This window comes from Pseudomonas sp. B611, assembly GCF_055407965.1.
In genome coordinates this window covers 63,379-80,475 of sequence record NZ_JBUZST010000007.1, presented here as the reverse complement: position 1 = coordinate 80,475, position 17,097 = coordinate 63,379, and the positions used below count along the sequence as shown (strand labels likewise).

The 17,097-nt window shown below is 61.7% G+C and carries 11 protein-coding genes; 2 read left to right on the top strand and 9 right to left on the bottom strand.

The genetic code is table 11. The annotated features are described in order from the left end of the window. Positions 1–24: 24 nt before the first annotated feature. The 5 genes from ACZRMO_RS17140 to ACZRMO_RS17120 form a co-directional block, all read right to left on the bottom strand. Positions 25–1,827: an ATP-binding cassette domain-containing protein gene (locus ACZRMO_RS17140; RefSeq protein WP_207044920.1), complete on the bottom strand. Its 1,803-nt coding sequence runs from the start codon at positions 1,825–1,827 to the stop codon at positions 25–27. Then, positions 1,820–2,422, bottom strand: coding sequence for a DsbA family protein (locus ACZRMO_RS17135; RefSeq protein ID WP_463973725.1), 603 nt, complete (start codon positions 2,420–2,422; stop codon positions 1,820–1,822). The genes ACZRMO_RS17140 and ACZRMO_RS17135 overlap by 8 nt, the downstream gene beginning before the upstream one ends. 36 nt (positions 2,423–2,458) lie before the next feature. After that, positions 2,459–3,400 carry an oxygen-dependent tRNA uridine(34) hydroxylase TrhO gene (gene trhO / locus ACZRMO_RS17130; RefSeq protein WP_124525801.1) on the bottom strand — a complete coding sequence of 314 codons (942 nt, stop codon included), beginning with the start codon at positions 3,398–3,400 and terminating at the stop codon, positions 2,459–2,461. Between the two features lie 101 nt (positions 3,401–3,501). Next, positions 3,502–3,795: a BolA family protein gene (locus ACZRMO_RS17125; protein WP_463973586.1), complete on the bottom strand. Its 294-nt coding sequence runs from the start codon at positions 3,793–3,795 to the stop codon at positions 3,502–3,504. A gap of 6 nt (positions 3,796–3,801) precedes the next feature. Beyond that, positions 3,802–4,320, bottom strand: coding sequence for a DUF2059 domain-containing protein (locus ACZRMO_RS17120; RefSeq protein WP_124525803.1), 519 nt, complete (start codon positions 4,318–4,320; stop codon positions 3,802–3,804). Between the two features lie 193 nt (positions 4,321–4,513). Between ACZRMO_RS17120 and ACZRMO_RS17115 the strand changes: the two genes are divergently transcribed. Further along, positions 4,514–5,896, top strand: coding sequence for a class II fumarate hydratase (locus ACZRMO_RS17115; RefSeq protein WP_463973585.1), 1,383 nt, complete (start codon positions 4,514–4,516; stop codon positions 5,894–5,896). On the opposite strand, the gene ACZRMO_RS17110 is transcribed toward ACZRMO_RS17115, so the two are convergent. The 3 genes from ACZRMO_RS17110 to pap form a co-directional block, all read right to left on the bottom strand. Beyond that, positions 5,893–6,849, bottom strand: a complete 957-nt coding sequence (locus ACZRMO_RS17110; protein ID WP_463973584.1) for a DMT family transporter — start codon at positions 6,847–6,849, stop codon at positions 5,893–5,895. The two genes, ACZRMO_RS17115 and ACZRMO_RS17110, sit on opposite strands and share 4 nt — an antisense overlap. A 238-nt stretch (positions 6,850–7,087) precedes the next feature. Then, a complete protein-coding gene (locus ACZRMO_RS17105; protein ID WP_463973583.1) occupies positions 7,088–8,272 on the bottom strand; it encodes a thiolase family protein in 1,185 nt (394 codons plus the stop codon). A 91-nt stretch (positions 8,273–8,363) separates the two neighbouring features. Then, entirely contained in the window at positions 8,364–9,881 is a 1,518-nt protein-coding gene (gene pap, locus ACZRMO_RS17100; protein ID WP_463973582.1) for a polyphosphate:AMP phosphotransferase, read from the bottom strand. A 154-nt stretch (positions 9,882–10,035) separates the two neighbouring features. On the opposite strand from pap, the gene mnmC reads away from it, so the two are divergent. Next, entirely contained in the window at positions 10,036–12,015 is a 1,980-nt protein-coding gene (mnmC, locus tag ACZRMO_RS17095) for a bifunctional tRNA (5-methylaminomethyl-2-thiouridine)(34)-methyltransferase MnmC2/FAD-dependent 5-carboxymethylaminomethyl-2-thiouridine(34) oxidoreductase MnmC1 (protein WP_463973581.1), read from the top strand. On the opposite strand, the gene ACZRMO_RS17090 is transcribed toward mnmC, so the two are convergent. Beyond that, the gene (locus ACZRMO_RS17090) at positions 12,012–16,844 is read right to left on the bottom strand and encodes an NEL-type E3 ubiquitin ligase domain-containing protein (protein WP_463973580.1); all 4,833 of its coding nucleotides are present in this window, start codon (positions 16,842–16,844) and stop codon (positions 12,012–12,014) included. The genes mnmC and ACZRMO_RS17090 overlap by 4 nt on opposite strands. Positions 16,845–17,097: the final 253 nt, after the last annotated feature.

Sequence of the window (17,097 nt, the reverse complement as noted above, 5' to 3'; positions counted from 1 at the left end):
TCCGTTAGCACAGCCCAGTTCAAATCAACGTACTTGTTGCAAATGCCCATAGAGCTTGGCGTACAACCCACCCTCGGCAATCAGCTGCTGGTGGTCGCCATCCTCGGCAATGTGACCGCCGTCAAACACTAAAACTCGATCTGCCTGCTTAACCGCCGACAAGCGGTGGGCGATGATCAGTGTAGTACGCCCACTGAGAAACCGCGCCAGCGCCTGGTGCAGGTTGTACTCGGTGGCCGCGTCGAGGGCCGAGGTCGCCTCATCGAGGATCACCACTTTCGGCTCCGCCAACACCATGCGCGCAATCGCCAGGCGTTGCCGCTGCCCACCGGAGAAACGCACCCCGGAACGCCCCACCACACTGTCCAAGCCCATCGGCAGAGCCTTGACGGTAGCATCCAGCTGGGCAATTTCCAGTGCCTGCCAGCAGGCTTGATCGCTGCGGGTACGGCCCATGGTCAGGTTGGCGCGCACGGTGTCATTGAACAAGGCCGGGTGTTGCAGCACCACCGCGACGTTCTCGCGAATCGTCTCCAGGCCGATTTCCTGCTGGGTTGCACCGCCAAACCGGATACTCCCGGCCTGCGGCGTATACAGCCCGAGCAACAGTTGCACCAGGGTACTTTTGCCGCCACCGCTGGCACCGACAATCGCGACCTTTTCCCCCGGCGCAATGGCCAGGTTCAACTGGTCGAGCACCAAGTCTTCGCCATAGCCGAAATCCAGGCCGCGCACTTCGATACCGACGGTTTCATGCCCGGTAAACGGGTCTTCGCCACCGGCGTATTGCGGCTCGTCGGCCCGCGCCAGCAGCTCGTTGATCCGCGTCAGCGCTCCGCCCGCCGCGTAGTAGGCGTATTGCAGGTTGAGCAGTTGCTCCACCGGGCCGATCATGAACCACAGGTAGCTGAACACCGCGAGCATCTGGCCGATGGACAGGTCGGAAAACAACACCGTGAGCATCGCTGCCGCACGGAAGATGTCGATGCCGAACTGGAACAGCAAGCCGCTGGCACGGCTGGAGGCGTCGGTTTTCCACTGCGAATGGATCGCATAGTCACGTACTTCCTGGGCACGCTGGCCCAGGCGTCCGAGGAAGAAGCCCTGGCGGTTGCCGGCGCGCACTTCCTGGATGGCATCGAGGGTTTCGGTCAGCGCCTGGGTAAACCGCGAGGTGCTGTCGTTTTCCAGTTTCTTCAGGTGCTTGACGCGCTTGCCCAACTGCACCGTGGCGTAGATCACCAACGGGTTGAACAACAGGATCAGCAACGCCAGTTGCCAATGCATCCACACCAGGATCGCCGAGGTGCCGACCAGGGTGAGCATGGCCACCAGGAAGCGGCTGAGGGTTTCACCGACGAACTTGTCGAGGGTATCCAGGTCGGTGACCAGGTGCGTGGTGACGGTGCCGCTGCCCAGGCTTTCGTATTCACCGAGGGAAATGCGCTTGAGCCGTTCGATCAGGCGCACGCGGATGCGATACACGATGTCCTTGGCCAGCCGCGCAAACAGCCGCGCCTGCACCACGTTGAACACCAGCGCACCACAGCGCAGGCACAAGGTCACCAGCAGCATCAAGCCGATATACCCAGCGGCTTTCTGCCAACCCAGCGGCAACGCGTGGTTCATCACCTTCAGCGCGGCATCGCCGTGGCCCAGCAGCACTTCGTCCACCAGCAAGGGCAATAACAGCGGAATGGGCACGCTGCACAGCGTCGCCAGCACGGCAACACCATTGGCGATCCACAGGGATTTCTTGTGACGCAGGGCCAGGCGGCGAATTTCCGCCCAGGTCAGCCGATCAGTGCGTTGAGCGGGCTCATGCACAGGCTGCTCGCTCCAGCCATCGACCCAACAGCGGCGAAAGCTCCGACAGCGGCTGATAACCGTTGGTCAGCAAGGCCAGTTGACCATTGCGCTCAGCCAGCAGCGTCGGGAAACCGGCGATGCCCAAGTCCTGCACCCAGGTGAAATCGGCGGCGGTCGCGGCATGCTGCTCGGCACGGTCGAACGCCCCGGCGAACTCGATACGCGGGATGCCCGCCTGCTCGGCCAGCTCCACCAGCACGCTGGCGAGGGTCACGTCGCGGCCCTCGACATAAAACGCGCGCTGGATCAGCCCCAGCAAGGTCCACGCACAATCCGGCGCCAGGCTGCGCGCGGTGACAATGGCGCGGCACGCAGGCTCGGTGTCGTAGACAAAACCGTCGGGCAATGCACCCTCGCGTTTGAACGGCTGGCCCGTGGCGTCGGTGACGGCCTGCCAGTGTTCAAGGATGTAGCGCCGGGTCGTCGGCTCCAGTGCCGCACCGCTGCCGGTGCGCAAGCCGCCCACCACCAGGTGCACGTCCACACCGCCGGCGCGGGCCTGCTCCACCAGCGCTTCGGCCACCGGGGCAAACCCCCAGCACCAGGAACACATCGGGTCCATTACATAGAGCAGGCGCGCGGACATGGCTCAGGCCTCGGAAGGTGATTGCTTATAGTTGAAGCCAATCGGGTGCGGCATATTGCGGGCCTTGGCCAATTCAATCTGCTTCTGCCGGTCGATTGCGCTACGGCGGGTCTTCTCCGGCAGCTTATCCCAGCAATGTGGACAGCTGATGCCAGCCGCGTAGTGTTCGGATGCGCGGTCTTCGGCGCTGATCGGTGTGCGGCAGGCATGACATTGATCGTAGTCGCCTTCGCTCAAGTCGTGGCGCACGGTCACGCGATTGTCGAAAACAAAGCAGTCGCCCTGCCACTTGGTTTCTTCCTGCGGCACCTCTTCGAGGTACTTCAGGATGCCGCCCTTGAGGTGGTAGACCTCATCGAAGCCTTCGCTGAGCATATAGCTCGATGCTTTCTCGCAACGAATGCCGCCGGTGCAGAACATGGCGACTTTCTTGTGCTTGGCCGGGTCGAAGTTGGCTTTGATATAGTCGGGAAATTCGCGAAAACTGGTGGTTTTCGGGTCGATCGCGCCTTCAAAGGTGCCGATCGACACTTCATAGTCGTTGCGGGTGTCGATCAACAGCACTTCCGGGTCGCTGATCAACGCGTTCCAATCCTGCGGATCAACGTAGGTACCGACTTTTTTGTTGGGATCGACGCCTTCGACGCCCAGGGTCACGATCTCTTTCTTGAGCTTGACCTTGGTGCGGTAGAACGGCTGGTCGTCGCAGTACGACTCTTTGTGATCGATATCGACCATGCGTGGGTCGTTTTTCAACCAGGCCATCAGGCCATCAATGCCTTCGCGGCTGCCGGAAACGGTGCCGTTGATGCCTTCTTCGGCGATCAGCAAGGTACCTTTGATGCCGTTATCGACCATCGCCTGCAGCAGTGGCTCGCGCAGGGCGACGTAATCTTCGAGGGTGACGAACTTATACAGTGCCGCCACGACAATTGGTTGAGTCATGGGTGTTCTCTCCAGGTGGCTACCCTCGTAAAGGGTGAACCGGATGCAAAAAAAACGCGCCGGCTAAGCGGCGCGTTGCGGATTCTATCAGGGATAACCCGTCAATGTCCGCCAGCGCAGGTCGGCGAGGCCGGGGCTGCGTCGATTTTCGCCCATTCTTCAGGCGTGTAGGTATGCAGCGCCAGCGCATGAAACTCGCTCATCAGGTCACCCAGGGTGGCGTAGACCGTCTGGTGGCGCTTGACGCGGTTAAGCCCTTCGAACCGCGGGCTGACCAGCACGGCCTTGAAGTGGGTCTGCAACCCACGGCTGTGCATGTGGCTTTCGTCCAGCACGCTCAAATGCTGCGGGCTCAAGGCGGCGAGCGCCGTTTCGATACGCTGTTGCATGGTCATTCCTGCTTACTTCTTCTTGGCCGGTGCGGCGGCTTTTGGCGCCAGCTCGTTGGTCATGTCGTCCAACAGCTTGTTCACCACCGGCACGGCGCTTTCCAGCTTTTGCTGGGTCATCTGGGCCGATTGCTGGGTCAGTTGCGGCATTTTTTCCAGGACTTTCTTGCCCAGTGGCGACTGGTAGAAGGCAACCAGGTCCTTGAGTTCGGATTCGCTGAAGTTGGTGGTGTAGAGCTTGACCATGTCCGGCTTCAGCTTCGGCCAGCCGATCGCCTGGTCCAGGGCAGCGTTGGCCTTGGCCTGGTAGCTGTCCAGTACGGACTGCTTGGCGGCGGGCGCCTTGGTTTGTTCGAAACGCTGGGCGAACATTTGCTGCACTTGCATGTACACCGGGGTACCCAGCTTGTCGGCATGGGCCAGGGTAAGGAAGGCTTCGGCACTGGCGTTGTGGCTGGCGGTATCGGCAAGAACCTGGCCGCTGGCGCAAACCAGAGCAACCGCGGTACAGATGGCACGAAGACGAGTCATCGAGTTTCCTTTTCTAGCAGGCGAGGTAAGACCCCAAGGGCGCCCATTCTGCGCCTAAAAAACCTCGCGGCTCAACCCCGAGCCTTGCCGGGCAAGGATTCTCGAGGGATGAACCCGATGAAACGTCTTTTGGGGAACCCCACAGGCCAATCACGGCCTAAACTGCGCAAACCGCTATCAAGGAGAGTGCCCGATGAGCCGTATCGAAACCGACAGCCTGGGAGAAGTACAAGTCCCGGATGACGCTTACTGGGGCGCGCAGACCCAACGCTCGCTGGTGAATTTCGCCATCGGCGAGCAACGCATGCCCCTGGCGGTATTGCACGCCCTGGCCCTGATCAAAAAGGCCGCCGCACGGGTCAACAGCCGCAACGGCGACTTGCCCGCCGATATCGCCCGCCTGATCGAGCAGGCTGCCAACGAAGTGCTCGCAGGCCAGCATGACGACCAGTTCCCCCTGGTGGTGTGGCAGACCGGCAGCGGCACCCAGAGCAACATGAACGCCAATGAAGTGATTGCCGGCCGCGCCAACGAACTGTCGGGCAAACCCCGTGGCGGCAAGAGCCCGGTGCATCCCAACGATCATGTGAACCGTTCCCAGAGTTCCAACGACTGCTTTCCCACGGCGATGAGCATTGCCGCCGTGCAAGCGGTGCACCAGCGCCTGTTGCCGGCGATTGCCACGCTGTCCGGCGGCCTCGCCGAACAGGCAGCGCAGCACATGAAGCTGGTGAAGACCGGCCGCACCCACATGATGGACGCCACGCCGATCACCTTCGGCCAGGAACTCTCGGCCTTTATCGCCCAGCTTGACTACGCCGAACGCGCCGTGCGCAGCGCCCTGCCCGCCGTGTGCGAGCTGGCCCAGGGCGGCACAGCGGTGGGCACCGGCCTGAATGCGCCCCATGGTTTTGGCGAGGCGATTGCCTCCGAGCTGGCGGCGTTGTGCGGCTTTCCTTTCGTCACCGCGCCAAACAAGTTCGCCGCCCTCTCCGGGCATGAGCCGCTGGTAACCCTGCACGGCGCGCTGAAAACCCTGGCGGTGGCGCTGATGAAAATCGCCAACGACCTGCGCCTGCTGGGCTCCGGCCCGCGAGCCGGGTTCGCCGAGGTCAAGTTGCCGGCCAACGAGCCCGGCAGTTCGATCATGCCGGGCAAGGTCAACCCGACCCAGTGCGAAGCACTGTCGATGCTGGCCTGCCAGGTGCTGGGCAATGATGTGACCATCGGCATCGCCGCCAGCCAGGGGCATTTGCAATTGAACGTGTACAAGCCGGTGATCATCCACAACCTGCTGGAATCGATCCGTTTGTTGGCCGACGGTTGCAACAACTTCCAGGAACACTGCGTGGCCGGGCTTGAGCCCGACGCCGTGCAGATGGCCGAGCACCTGGAGCGCGGGCTGATGCTGGTGACAGCGCTCAACCCGCATATCGGCTACGACAAATCCGCCGAGATCGCCAAGAAGGCCTACGCAGAAGGGCTGACGCTACGGGAAGCGGCGCTGGCGCTGGGCTACCTCACCGATGCCGAGTTCGACCAGTGGGTACGCCCGGAAAACATGCTGGGTGCTTAAGACGCCATGCGTAACCGCCGGGCCTTGAGCCCGGCAATCAACGACGGCGCCAGCGCCACGGTCGCCGAGCCCAGCACCACCACCAACGCCCCGGCATAGCCCAGGGCGTTGATGTCTTCGGCCTGCACAAAGTCTGGCCACCACCAGGCTGCCAGGGCCACCGCGACAAACGTCACCAACGGCGTCAGCGCCAAGGTCGCGCTGACCCGCGAGGCTTCCCAATGCGCCAGCGCTTCGGCAAACGCGCCGTAGGCCACCAGGGTGTTCATGCAACAGGCCAGCAACAGCCAGCCTTGCAGCGGGCTCAGGTCCAGGGCTTCCAGCGGATGTGCCCACGGCGTAAGCAACACCGCGCAACACAGGTAGATCACCATCATCACTTGCAGCGAATTCCACACCGTCAGCAACTGCTTCTGGCCGAGGGCGTAGAACACCCAAATGGTGGTGGCCAGCAGGATGGTCAGCACGCCGGCGGTGTAAGCGCCAAGGGACGTCAGCAACTCCTCCAACCGTTGATTGAAGAACAAGCCAAAGCCACAGATCAGCACGATCAAGCCGACAACCTGCCCCAGGCTGAAGCGCTCCTTGAACACAAACACGCTGGCGATCATCAGAAAGATCGGGCCCATCTGCACCACCAGTTGCGCGGTGCCGGGGCTGAGCATTTTCAGGCCCACCAGGTACAGCACATAGTTGCCCACCAGGCCGCACACGGCCATGCCCACCAGCCAGCCGCCCTTGGGCCCCAGCACATTGAGACGGGGCAAGCGTCTGCTCAGCGCCAGGTAAATGAACAGGCAACCGCCGGCGACGGTCAGGCGAAACCAGGTGACGGTGATCGGGTCCATCACCTGCAACACCTGCTTGAGTTTGATCGGCAGAATGCCCCAGAGCAGCGCGGTCAACAGGGTCAGGAGAAAACCATAGACCCAGCGGCCGGAAGAGATGTGCATGAGTGCCCCAGAAGCCAGAGGAAGTAGAGCGGGCATTCTAGGTGGACGAAGGGGTACCTTGGCGAGCGATTTTTTCCAGCACACCACAAATCAAATGTGGGAGCTGGCTTGTCGGATCGCCGCACCGCTGCGATGCAGACACCTCGGTGAGTCAGATGTACCGAGGTGATGCTATCGCAGGCAAGCCAGCTCCCACAAAAGCCAGCTCCCACACTGGCCTCATTTTTCCCAGTGGGGTTTAGCGTACGGCTTCGAACAGGCCCGTGGCGCCCATGCCGCCGCCCACGCACATGGTGACAATGCCGTAACGCAAATTGCGCCGCTGCAGTTCCCGCACCAAATGCCCCACCTGCCGCGAACCGGTCATGCCGAACGGGTGCCCGATGGAAATCGAGCCACCGTTGACGTTGTACTTCGCGTTATCGATCTCCAACCGATTACGCGCATACAGGCACTGCGACGCAAACGCTTCGTTCAATTCCCACAGGTCAATGTCCGCCACCTGCAAGCCCTTGGCCTTGAGCAGCTTGGGCACCGAGAACACCGGGCCGATGCCCATCTCGTCAGGCTCGCAACCGGCCACGGTAAAGCCACGGAAAAACGCCTTCGGCTTGAGCCCCAGTTCCAGGGCTTTCTCCAGGCTCATCACCAGGGTCATCGAGGCGCCGTCGGACAGTTGCGACGAGTTACCCGCCGTCACCGAACCGTCTTCGGCGAACACCGGCTTCAAGCCTTGCAGGCTGGCCAAGGTCGTGTCCGGGCGGTTGCAGTCGTCGCGATCCACCACGCCGTCGAGGATCTGCACCGCGCCGGTGTTTTTGTCCTCGACCTTGTACTTGACCGCCATCGGCACGATTTCATCGTCGAACAGACCGTCGGCCTGGGCCTGGGCGGTGCGCTGCTGGCTTTGCAGGGCGTACAGGTCCTGTTCTTCGCGGCTGACGCTGTAGCGCCGCGCGACGATTTCGGCCGTCTGTCCCATGGGGAAATAGATGCCCGGCACCTGCTCTTTAAGCAGCGGGTTGATCAGGTTGTCGGTGTTGACGCTTTTCATCGTCAGGCTGATGGATTCGACACCGCCAGCGACAATGATGTCGCTGCACCCCGAGGCAATCTGGTTGGCCGCAATCGCAATCGCCTGCAAGCCCGATGAGCAGAAACGGTTGAGGGTCATACCCGCCGTGCCGGTGCCCAACTGCGATAACACCGCCACATTGCGCCCGATGTTGTAGCCCTGGGCGCCCTCGTTGGAGCCGGCGCCGACGATGCAATCCTCCACCGTCGCCGGGTCGATGCCGTTACGGCTGAGCAGCGCGTTGACGCAATGGGCCGCCATGTCATCCGGGCGGGTCTGGTTGAACTTGCCGCGAAAGGATTTGGCCAGGCCGGTTCGCACGCTGTCGACGATCACTACTTCACGCATGGGCTACCTCGATCTTGTCGTTGTTGGGAGATGGATCGAGCATAGATCCAGCTGATTCCCACCGCGACGATCATTCACCCCATAGATAGGCCTACTTCTTCTTGCCTTTCTTATCGTGCTTGTCGGATTTCTCGAAGGCCTCTTCCAGCGCCAGGTTGATGGTGCGCAACACCTTGACCCGTGCCCAACGCTTGTCGTTGGCTTCCACCAATGTCCACGGCGCGATCTCAGTGCTGGTGCGGTCAACCATGTCGCCGACCGCCGCACGGTAATCGTCCCACTTGTCGCGGTTGCGCCAGTCGTCTTCGGTGATCTTGAAGCGCTTGAACGGGATGTCCTCACGGGCCTGGAAACGCTCAAGCTGGGTCTGCTTGTCGATTGCCAGCCAGAACTTGACCACAATCACGCCGGCGTCGCGCAACTGCTCTTCGAAGTCATTGATCTCGCCGTAGGCGCGCATCCAGTCAGCGCGGGTGCAGAAGCCCTCGATGCGCTCCACCAGCACGCGGCCGTACCAGGAACGGTCGAACACGGTGAACATGCCGCGCGCCGGAATCTTCTGCCAGAAGCGCCACAGGTACGGCTGGGCGCGCTCGTCTTCACTGGGCGCGGCAATCGGCACGATGTGGTACTGACGCGGGTCCAGCGCCGCCGCCACCCGGCGGATCGCACCGCCCTTGCCCGCCGCATCGTTGCCTTCAAACACCGTGACCAGCGCGTGCTTGCGCATGCGTTTGTCGCGCATCAGGCCGGACAGCCGCGCCTGCTCGGTGATCAGCTGTTCTTCGTAATCATCCTTCTCCAAGCGCTGAGTCAGGTCGAGGCTGTCGAGCAGGCTTTTCTTGTCCACCGACGCAATCAGCGGCGCCGGGTTCATGCCGCTGGCCTTGCCCTTGGGCAGCTTCAGGGCATTTTGCATGCCTTCCAACAACAGCTTGCCCACGGTGAGGCTGCGGTAATGCGCATCCACGCCTTCGATCACATGCCACGGTGCATAGTCGCGACTGGTGCGGCGCAGGATGCGTTCACCGAAGTGCACGAACTTGTCGTAGGTCTCGGACTGCTGCCAGTCCAGCGGGCTGATGCGCCAGCTGTGCAGCGGGTCGTCGGCCAGGGCCTTGAGCCGCGCCTTCATCTGCTTCTTGGAGAGGTGGAACCAGAACTTGAAGATCAGCGCGCCTTCGTCGCAGAGCATCTTTTCCAGGCGCTCGGCACCGGCGATGGCCTGGTCCAGGCGCGCATCCTTGATTTGCCCATGCACGCGGCTTTGCAGCATCTGGCTGTACCAGTTGCCGAAGAACACTCCCATGCGGCCCTTGGCGGGCAACTGGCGCCAGTAACGCCAGGCCGGTGGCCGGGCCAGTTCTTCGTCGGTCTGCTGGTCGAAGGTGCGCACTTCGATCAGGCGCGGGTCCATCCATTCGTTCAACAGCTTGACGGTCTCGCCCTTGCCGGCGCCTTCGATGCCGTTGATCAGGACAATCACCGGGAAACGCTTCTGCTGTTGCAGCTCGTACTGCACTTCCAGCAGGGCCTCGCGCAGGGCGGGCACCTCGGCGTCATAGGTGTCTTTGTCGATGGCGTGACCGATTTCGGCGGATTCGAACATGGGCAGCTCCGTTTCAAGATGGCTCAAGACTAGCGGATTGGGCAGCAATACGCGGGAGGAAATTCCACCGGTGCTTGCCATGGGTCAATTCATTGCCCATTGATCGGCTAGAATGGCCGCCTTGTCTTTACCTGCTTCAAACTATGAGCCGCCCATGACCCCCATCACCCACGCCCAGCTCGACTGGGATGACCAAGGCCGCCCGCACTCGCGGGTCTTCGACGACGTTTACTTCTCCGACCAGTCGGGCCTTGAAGAAACCCGCTATGTGTTCCTTGAACAAAACCGCTTGCTGGAGCGCTTTGCGGCTCTGCCGGCGGACGGGCGATTGGTGATTGGCGAAACCGGTTTCGGCACCGGCCTGAATTTTCTCTGCGCCTGGCAGCTGTTCGAACAACACGCGGTGGCCGGTGCACGGCTGCATTTTGTCAGCGTGGAAAAGTACCCGTTGAACCATGCCGACCTGCAACGCGCCCTTGCCCTCTGGCCAGAGCTGGCAGTGTTCGCCGAACAACTGCTGGCCCAGTACATTGCCATCCACCCGGGTTTCCAACGGCTGGTGCTGGGCAATGGCCGCGTGACCCTGACCCTGTTGATCGGCGACGTGCTGGAGCAATTGCCCCAGCTCGATGCGCAGATCGATGCCTGGTTTCTGGACGGTTTCGCGCCTGCAAAAAACCCGGAGATGTGGACCGCCGAGCTGTTTGCCGAATTGGCACGCCTCGCGGCGCCAGGTTCAACCATCAGTACCTTTACCAGCACAGGTTGGGTACGGCGGCTGATCAACGCGGCCGGGTTCAAGATGAAACGCACGCCGGGCATCGGCCACAAGTGGGAGATCCTGCGCGGCGAATTTCTCGGCTGGCCCGAAGAGACACCGCAACCGACCGTTACCAAGCCCTGGTTCGCCCGCGCCGCGCAAGGTAAAGGCGAACGCCGGGCCCTGGTGATCGGTGGCGGCCTGGCCGGTTGCGCCACGGCTGCCAGCCTGGCAGCGCGGGGTTGGCAGGTCGCCGTACTGGAACGCCACCACGCCCTCGCCCAGGAGGCATCCGGCAACCCCCAAGGCGTGCTGTACCTGAAGCTATCCGCCCACGGCACGGCGTTGTCGCAGATGATCGTCGCTGGTTTCGGCCACACCCGACGCCTCCTCGAACACCTGCACCGTGGCGTCGACTGGGACGGCTGCGGCGTGCTGCAACTGGCCTTCGATGCCAAGGAAGCCCAGCGCCAGGCGCAGCTCGCCGATGCCTTTGCACCGGACCTGCTGCACCTGCTCGACCGCGATGAGGCCCAGCTTAAAGCCGGCATTGCCCTTGAACATGGCGGGCTGTTTTTCCCCGAAGGCGGTTGGGTGCATCCACCTGCGTTGTGCCACTGGCAAGCCAGCCAACCCGGAGTCAGCGTGCTGGCCCATCACGATGTACTTGATCTGCGCAAAGCCGACGATCACTGGCAGGCCTGGGACGGCGAACGCCTGCTCGCCAGCGCGCCGGTGGTGGTGCTGGCCGGTGCCGCCGAGGTCCAGCGCTTCACCGACCTGCCTCTCAAGCGCATTCGTGGGCAAATAACCCGGCTGCCACAGACTGCGCAAAGCCAGGCCCTGGCCACCGTGGTGTGCGCCGAAGGCTACGTCGCCCCACCGCGCCTGGGCGAACATACCCTTGGGGCCAGCTTTGATTTCAAGAACGAAGACCTCACGCCCACCACCGCTGACCATGCCGGCAACCTGGCCATGCTCCGGGACATCTCGTCAGACCTTGCCCAACGCCTGCACGCCGACACCCTCGACCCAGCTACCCTGCAAGGCCGCGCCGCGTTCCGCTGCACCAGCCCGGACTACTTGCCGATTGTGGGCCCGCTGGCCGACAGTGCGGCCTTCACCCAAGCCTATGCCGCTCTGAGTAAGGACGCGCGCTGGGTTCCGGACACGCCGTGTCCCTGGCAGGACGGGCTGTATGTCAACAGCGGCCATGGCTCCCGGGGCCTGATCACCGCGCCGCTGTCTGCCGAACTGCTGGCGGCCTGGCTCGATAATGAGCCCTTGCCGGTGCCGCGCGGTGTGGCCGAAGCATGCCACCCCAACCGGTTCGCGGTGCGTACCCTGGTGCGCAGCACTGCCAAAAAAACCTAGGGCATCAAGCACCCACCCAGGTCTTCCCGTTTCAATGCCTCCTGGGTGAGGCGATCCAGTTCTTTGTTTTCAGCCGCTACCTGCTCTTGAAGGATGGCGTTCATCTGTTCACGGTAGTCCGTGTCATCCAGAGTCAGGCTCTGGTCGAACACCGCACTCATGCGCTCGTCGAATGGCTCATTCAAAGCCTCGAAACCGGCAGAGTGCCTGCGCTTGAGGTATTGCTGCCAGAACGGCAACTCCACCAGGTATCGCAATAAGCGTGGCGAAAGTTCCGCCGCCTTGATCTGGAACTCCGCTTCATTCAAGTCGCTGGCTGTCACCCCACCGAGTGACGCGAAGCGCATGTGCCGAGGCTGCCCAGGCAAATGAAAGCGGTCCACCAGCCCAGTGCGAAACGCCAGGTGGACCTCCAATGGATCAGCCAGCGGGTGCTCAAGGCTATGGTTATGCGCAAGCCGTTCCAGTTGATCGAGGCGAAACAGGCCACGGGCCAGCTTCAATAATGGCGTGGCCGTCAATTGCCCTGTGGCGGCAAGCTGCTCGGCCTGGCGAATTTGCGTCAATACCTCCAGCGCACTGAAACTGACTGCCGCCGCATCATCGCAATTGAGCGGAGTGGCCGCTCGCTGGAACACCCCTTCGCGCAATTCACTGTCGCCAGCAGCCGCTTCCAGCACAGTCCAGACGCGGCGGTCCATGTCTTCGTGCACTTGGGAGCTGTCTGCCGCGCCACCGAGCTCGGCCAGCAGATTGAACAAGCCATCGGAGCCCGGCTCGTCCCTGAGGCCGGCCCAGGTGCGGTCTTTCTCGGCAAATCCTTCAACTCGGTCATCGGCCAACCACAAATCGCGGGCCTTTTGTTCGGTCAAGCGGGCAATATCGTCCTCCAGATACCCCATGCCTACCCCGTGGGTGCGACGGTAATCGCGCAGCAGCAACTGGCTGGGCACATCCAGCGGGTTATGCCGCAAATTGACGGTTTGGGCGTAACTACGGGGTACCTGGAGCAACCACTCGGGCAGGGTGGTGATGTCATTCTCCCGCAGGTCGAGATTCTCCAGATAAGGCAAGCGAGCCACGCCCTTGGGAAACTCCTTGAGTCGGCAATTACGCAGGTTCAGCTCGCGCATGACAAACATGCGGCTCACATCCGGCGGGTCCTGCAGTGGGTTGTTGCTCAGATTCAGCACCTGAAGGCTGCGCAGCCCGGCGAGCGTCGCCCGTGTGTGCTCGGTCAATTGCAGGGCGTTATTGGCCAGGCACACGTATTCCAACTGCTTCATTTGCGAGAGCACCTCCGGGAACCGCGTGATCTTGTTGTCTGCCAGGTTCACAAACATCGCGTTCTTGAAGTGCTTGAGGAAATACGCGACGGCGTCGTCCAGGCCCATGTTCCCCAATGACAACAGTTTCACATGATCAAAACGAACCTGCGCCGGCAGGATCGGCAGAGGATCGTGAAGCATGCCATCGAGGGACAGGCTTTCCACATTTCGATGGTGATGATCAAACTGTTGGGTCATGCGCCTCCACCCCTGCTCGATGGTCTTGAGCACTTGGTGTCGACTCAAGCGATAACCCCAGAGCGGCGAACCCTGAGATTTGTAGGTGGCGCGGTCACTGCGCCAGATTTTCAACGTGCGGTGCAATGTCTCAAACTGCTGCTGCAACGCTTCGATGGCTTTGGCCCGACTCAGATGATCGACACCTGCATCCTGGATAATGTTGGCCAGCTCGCTGTCATCGAGCCGTGCGTAGAGCTTTCGCACCTTGCGCAACAGCGCGGGCTCCGTCGCCCCTGCCCCGGCAGGCGCGGCCTGGACGCAGGACAAGGCTGGCGCCTCGATATCCTCAACCTCCCCGCGCAAATACGCCGCTACGCGCGGCCGATGCTCCTGCGTGTGCTGGCGAATCCGGCTGAGCAGGCGCTGTGACGCTCGCGCCTCTAAGAGGTCAAGGGGGATGCGGGAACGCTGGGGCAAGGCATCCACCAATGCCTGATAAAAACCCAGAGAGCCGCCAGCCACTGTATCCAGTGACTGAGATGTCTCATCAAAGGCCTGGAAACCATCAGCCGTCTGCACCAGCGTGCGGCGTAAACTGGCCAGGGGGTCACCCATCGCGTCAAGCACTTCGCCACGTACACTGCCTTCGCGCAATTGCATGAACAGGTCGCGAGGCCAGCCCGGTAGCTCCCGCAACACGCCCAAGGCAAGACGCCGAGTGTCCGGCACGGCCTGTTCTGGCCAGTACAGGCCGGCAATCGCGATGTCTTCACGCTGGCGCGCGAAGGCGCCTGATGCACGCTCGGCCAAGCTCAGGGGCAATCGTCCGGTCAGGTCCAGGGCGCGGCGCTGACTGTCGGTGGCCTGACTCAGCAACTCCCAGGCGACGCGGTTGGACAACTGCGGATAAGCGTTCTTGAATACAACCAGCGCCCCCTGAGCGTCGCCCTCCTGCTCTTCGTAGAGCTTCTGCGTCAGTGATTGCCGGCGGTTTTTGAGCGTCGCCAGCAATCGACGCTGGAACACCGCCGCAGCCTTGTCCAAGGCGACCGTTTCGCCCAGTAGCCCTTTACGTTCCTCGGCGGTGAGTGCCTGCAACACCGTCTCCATGACTTGACCCTCCTGGAGCTGACGCTGTGTAAGATGAACGCTAAGGTCCTCATAATCGAAGGGGCTCACATCCGGATAACTTTCAAGCAAATAATCTTCGTCATCGAGCAGTTCGATAAATCGCCCTTTGGGCCACCCCGACATCATTGGAATCGCCAGCATCTGCGTACGTGCGGTGTCGGCTGTGGGCGTTTCACCGAGTTCTAGCTGACCAATCAAGCGGGCGACTTTTTGATGCTGCCTGAACCGTACCCACATATCCTCGAACCGTTGCGTCAAAGTACCCTGCTCCATCGCCAGGCGTTGCGCCTGGGTGTGGCTTGTATCGCTGATCGCGGCTATCGCCCGGGTGTCTTTCGGCAACAGTGCTTCCAATTCAGGGTCGAGTCGGGTCAAGGCATAGATCTGGTCTCGCCATTGCTCGGGTTGCTCGAACGCATGTTGCCACCCGCCCCGGTTGTTGTGCCTCAGCGCCGGGCGATAAGCCTGCGCACGTGTCGGATGGTTGATACGCCACTGACCCATACCCGGGTCGTAACCAATTGAATAGACCGAACCGTCGATTTTGATCCACGACTGGCCCTTCGCCTGGCAAATGCCCTTGCTGTTGGTTGCCCACGGCGTGCCGATGGGCAACGTTTGGCGATAAGGCGCCAACCGCGGTCGCCACAGTGCCGGGCGGTGATCGGAACGAGCAATCGCCTCAACCTTGTCGAAAAAACCTGCCGACGTCACCCTGGCCTTGAGCGTCCCCACCACCCGGCCTGCTGCTGCGAACGCCACCATGGCGGCCAGGCTTTCGCCGATATTAACCAGGTGCCCCAACGCCTCTGCGTTGTCATCGTGCAGCCAGTCTTCGACGCCGTCGAACACCTCCCCCAGCAGTTGCCCGACGGCGACGCCCAACATCAACTCGCCCAGTACCGGCACCACAAAGGACGCCACGTTGAGCAGGTCCAGCCCTGCGTCGAAGTAAGCCTGCCAGCGCGCCTGGTCGGCATCCTCATCGACCTGCGCCGTGGGCACCGCAAGGGCCAGGGCATCACGCTGCAGCTTCCCGGTGAAGGCATTGAAAAAGAATTCGGAAAAATTGCTCGTGACCGGTACGGGCTCCAGTTGGCCCAATGTGCGCCCCTTGTCGAAGCGCTGGAAAAAACCCACGCGTTCGTGCTCATCCAGGTAGCGGGCAAACGCGGTGCGGTAGGAAGTGACTTGCAGTTTCAAGGTCAGGTAGCGCTTGAAATCTTCCAGCGTCTCATACTCGTACCAGGGCCGGACGGGCTCGTTGGGCATATACACCAGGATCGTCCCCCCGCCCAACTGGCCGGGCTCATCGTCGCAGACCACCAACACACCCCAGAGGCAGGCATCGTCGATGTTCATCCCCTGCCAGATCAGTGGTTTTTCCAGCGGGCTCAAATACGCCAGGTCGTTGGCGGGGCGATCAGCCTTGATCAGCTTGAGCAACCGTTTACCCAACGCTTCGTTGACGTGCCCCTGTGCACAGGCGATGTGCAGGTCAATCTGCATATCGAGCAATTTCGCGCGTCCCATCTGCACGGACGCGGCGTTGTACCCCAACCCCGACTGGGCGGGTGCCCCCCACGGGGCAGGCAAGTCAAAGACCTGCCGTATATGGCGCTGGTAGGTCTCTCCCAGGTCCAGTTCACGGCAGTAATCGACAAACTGCGCGGCACTCAGCCCCGCTACCTCTTTGCGCGTGGCCGCAGAACGAACGACGGTCCCCGCGGCCATCCCTCCACTGCGGGCCTTGGCAGCATCGAAGTTGTGCATGGCCGCTTGCACCAGGCTGGTTTTTTCCCAGGTCACTGTTTCGATCAAGGGGCCGGACAACGGCGGCATCAAGCCAGTGACTTGACGCGTGATCACCTCCAGCTGATCGCGCTCCACATCAACACTGGCAACCCCCTTGCTGAGCAAAAACGTGTGCAGGCGCTCCACACAAAACTGATGCAGGGGTTGCAGGCGCGACAGCAACGCCTTGACCTGTTTGCGCGGTTGCTCACTGTCGCGATGGGCCTGTTCGAGGGCCGCAAGCGTGGCGGGCTTGGCCTCGACCAACCAGGTGGGCAAGGTCTTTCGCAGCACGCGGGCTTTGTCCAGGTCACCGGTCATGTCCAGCAGTACGGCCAGCAGTTCATCTTCAGTCACAGGCTCTGTGACTGCACTCAAATCACGTTTATCCGTCATCGAAAAGCGTCCTTGTCGCGTAGCTAAACAAAGGTCCACCCTAAGGCCACGGACAGAAAATACGCATCCGAATATCGGCGCGATCAGCCTCATGATCGACCAGCGTTTTGCATGCATCCTGCATCTATATAACGCCCTCTGTGACCAGCCCGCGCGGCACCTGAAGCTCCCCTGGAGAGGTTAAGGCCAACTGCCTTATAACTTATTGTTCTAAAACTCCCACTATAGCCCCGTGTCAGTTTCTGGGTACGCG

Excerpts from the sequence above, each read along its gene's own strand:
- ACZRMO_RS17135 (WP_463973725.1), bottom strand. The coding sequence starts at position 2,422 with ATGTGTTCCTGGTGCTGGGGGTTTGCCCCGGTGGCCGAAGCGCTGGTG.
- trhO (WP_124525801.1), bottom strand. The coding sequence starts at position 3,400 with ATGACTCAACCAATTGTCGTGGCGGCACTGTATAAGTTCGTCACCCTC.
- ACZRMO_RS17125 (WP_463973586.1), bottom strand. The coding sequence starts at position 3,795 with ATGACCATGCAACAGCGTATCGAAACGGCGCTCGCCGCCTTGAGCCCG.
- ACZRMO_RS17120 (WP_124525803.1), bottom strand. The coding sequence starts at position 4,320 with ATGACTCGTCTTCGTGCCATCTGTACCGCGGTTGCTCTGGTTTGCGCC.
- ACZRMO_RS17115 (WP_463973585.1), top strand. The coding sequence starts at position 4,514 with ATGAGCCGTATCGAAACCGACAGCCTGGGAGAAGTACAAGTCCCGGAT.
- ACZRMO_RS17110 (WP_463973584.1), bottom strand. The coding sequence starts at position 6,849 with ATGCACATCTCTTCCGGCCGCTGGGTCTATGGTTTTCTCCTGACCCTG.
- ACZRMO_RS17105 (WP_463973583.1), bottom strand. The coding sequence starts at position 8,272 with ATGCGTGAAGTAGTGATCGTCGACAGCGTGCGAACCGGCCTGGCCAAA.
- pap (WP_463973582.1), bottom strand. The coding sequence starts at position 9,881 with ATGTTCGAATCCGCCGAAATCGGTCACGCCATCGACAAAGACACCTAT.
- mnmC (WP_463973581.1), top strand. The coding sequence starts at position 10,036 with ATGACCCCCATCACCCACGCCCAGCTCGACTGGGATGACCAAGGCCGC.
- ACZRMO_RS17090 (WP_463973580.1), bottom strand. The coding sequence starts at position 16,844 with ATGACGGATAAACGTGATTTGAGTGCAGTCACAGAGCCTGTGACTGAA.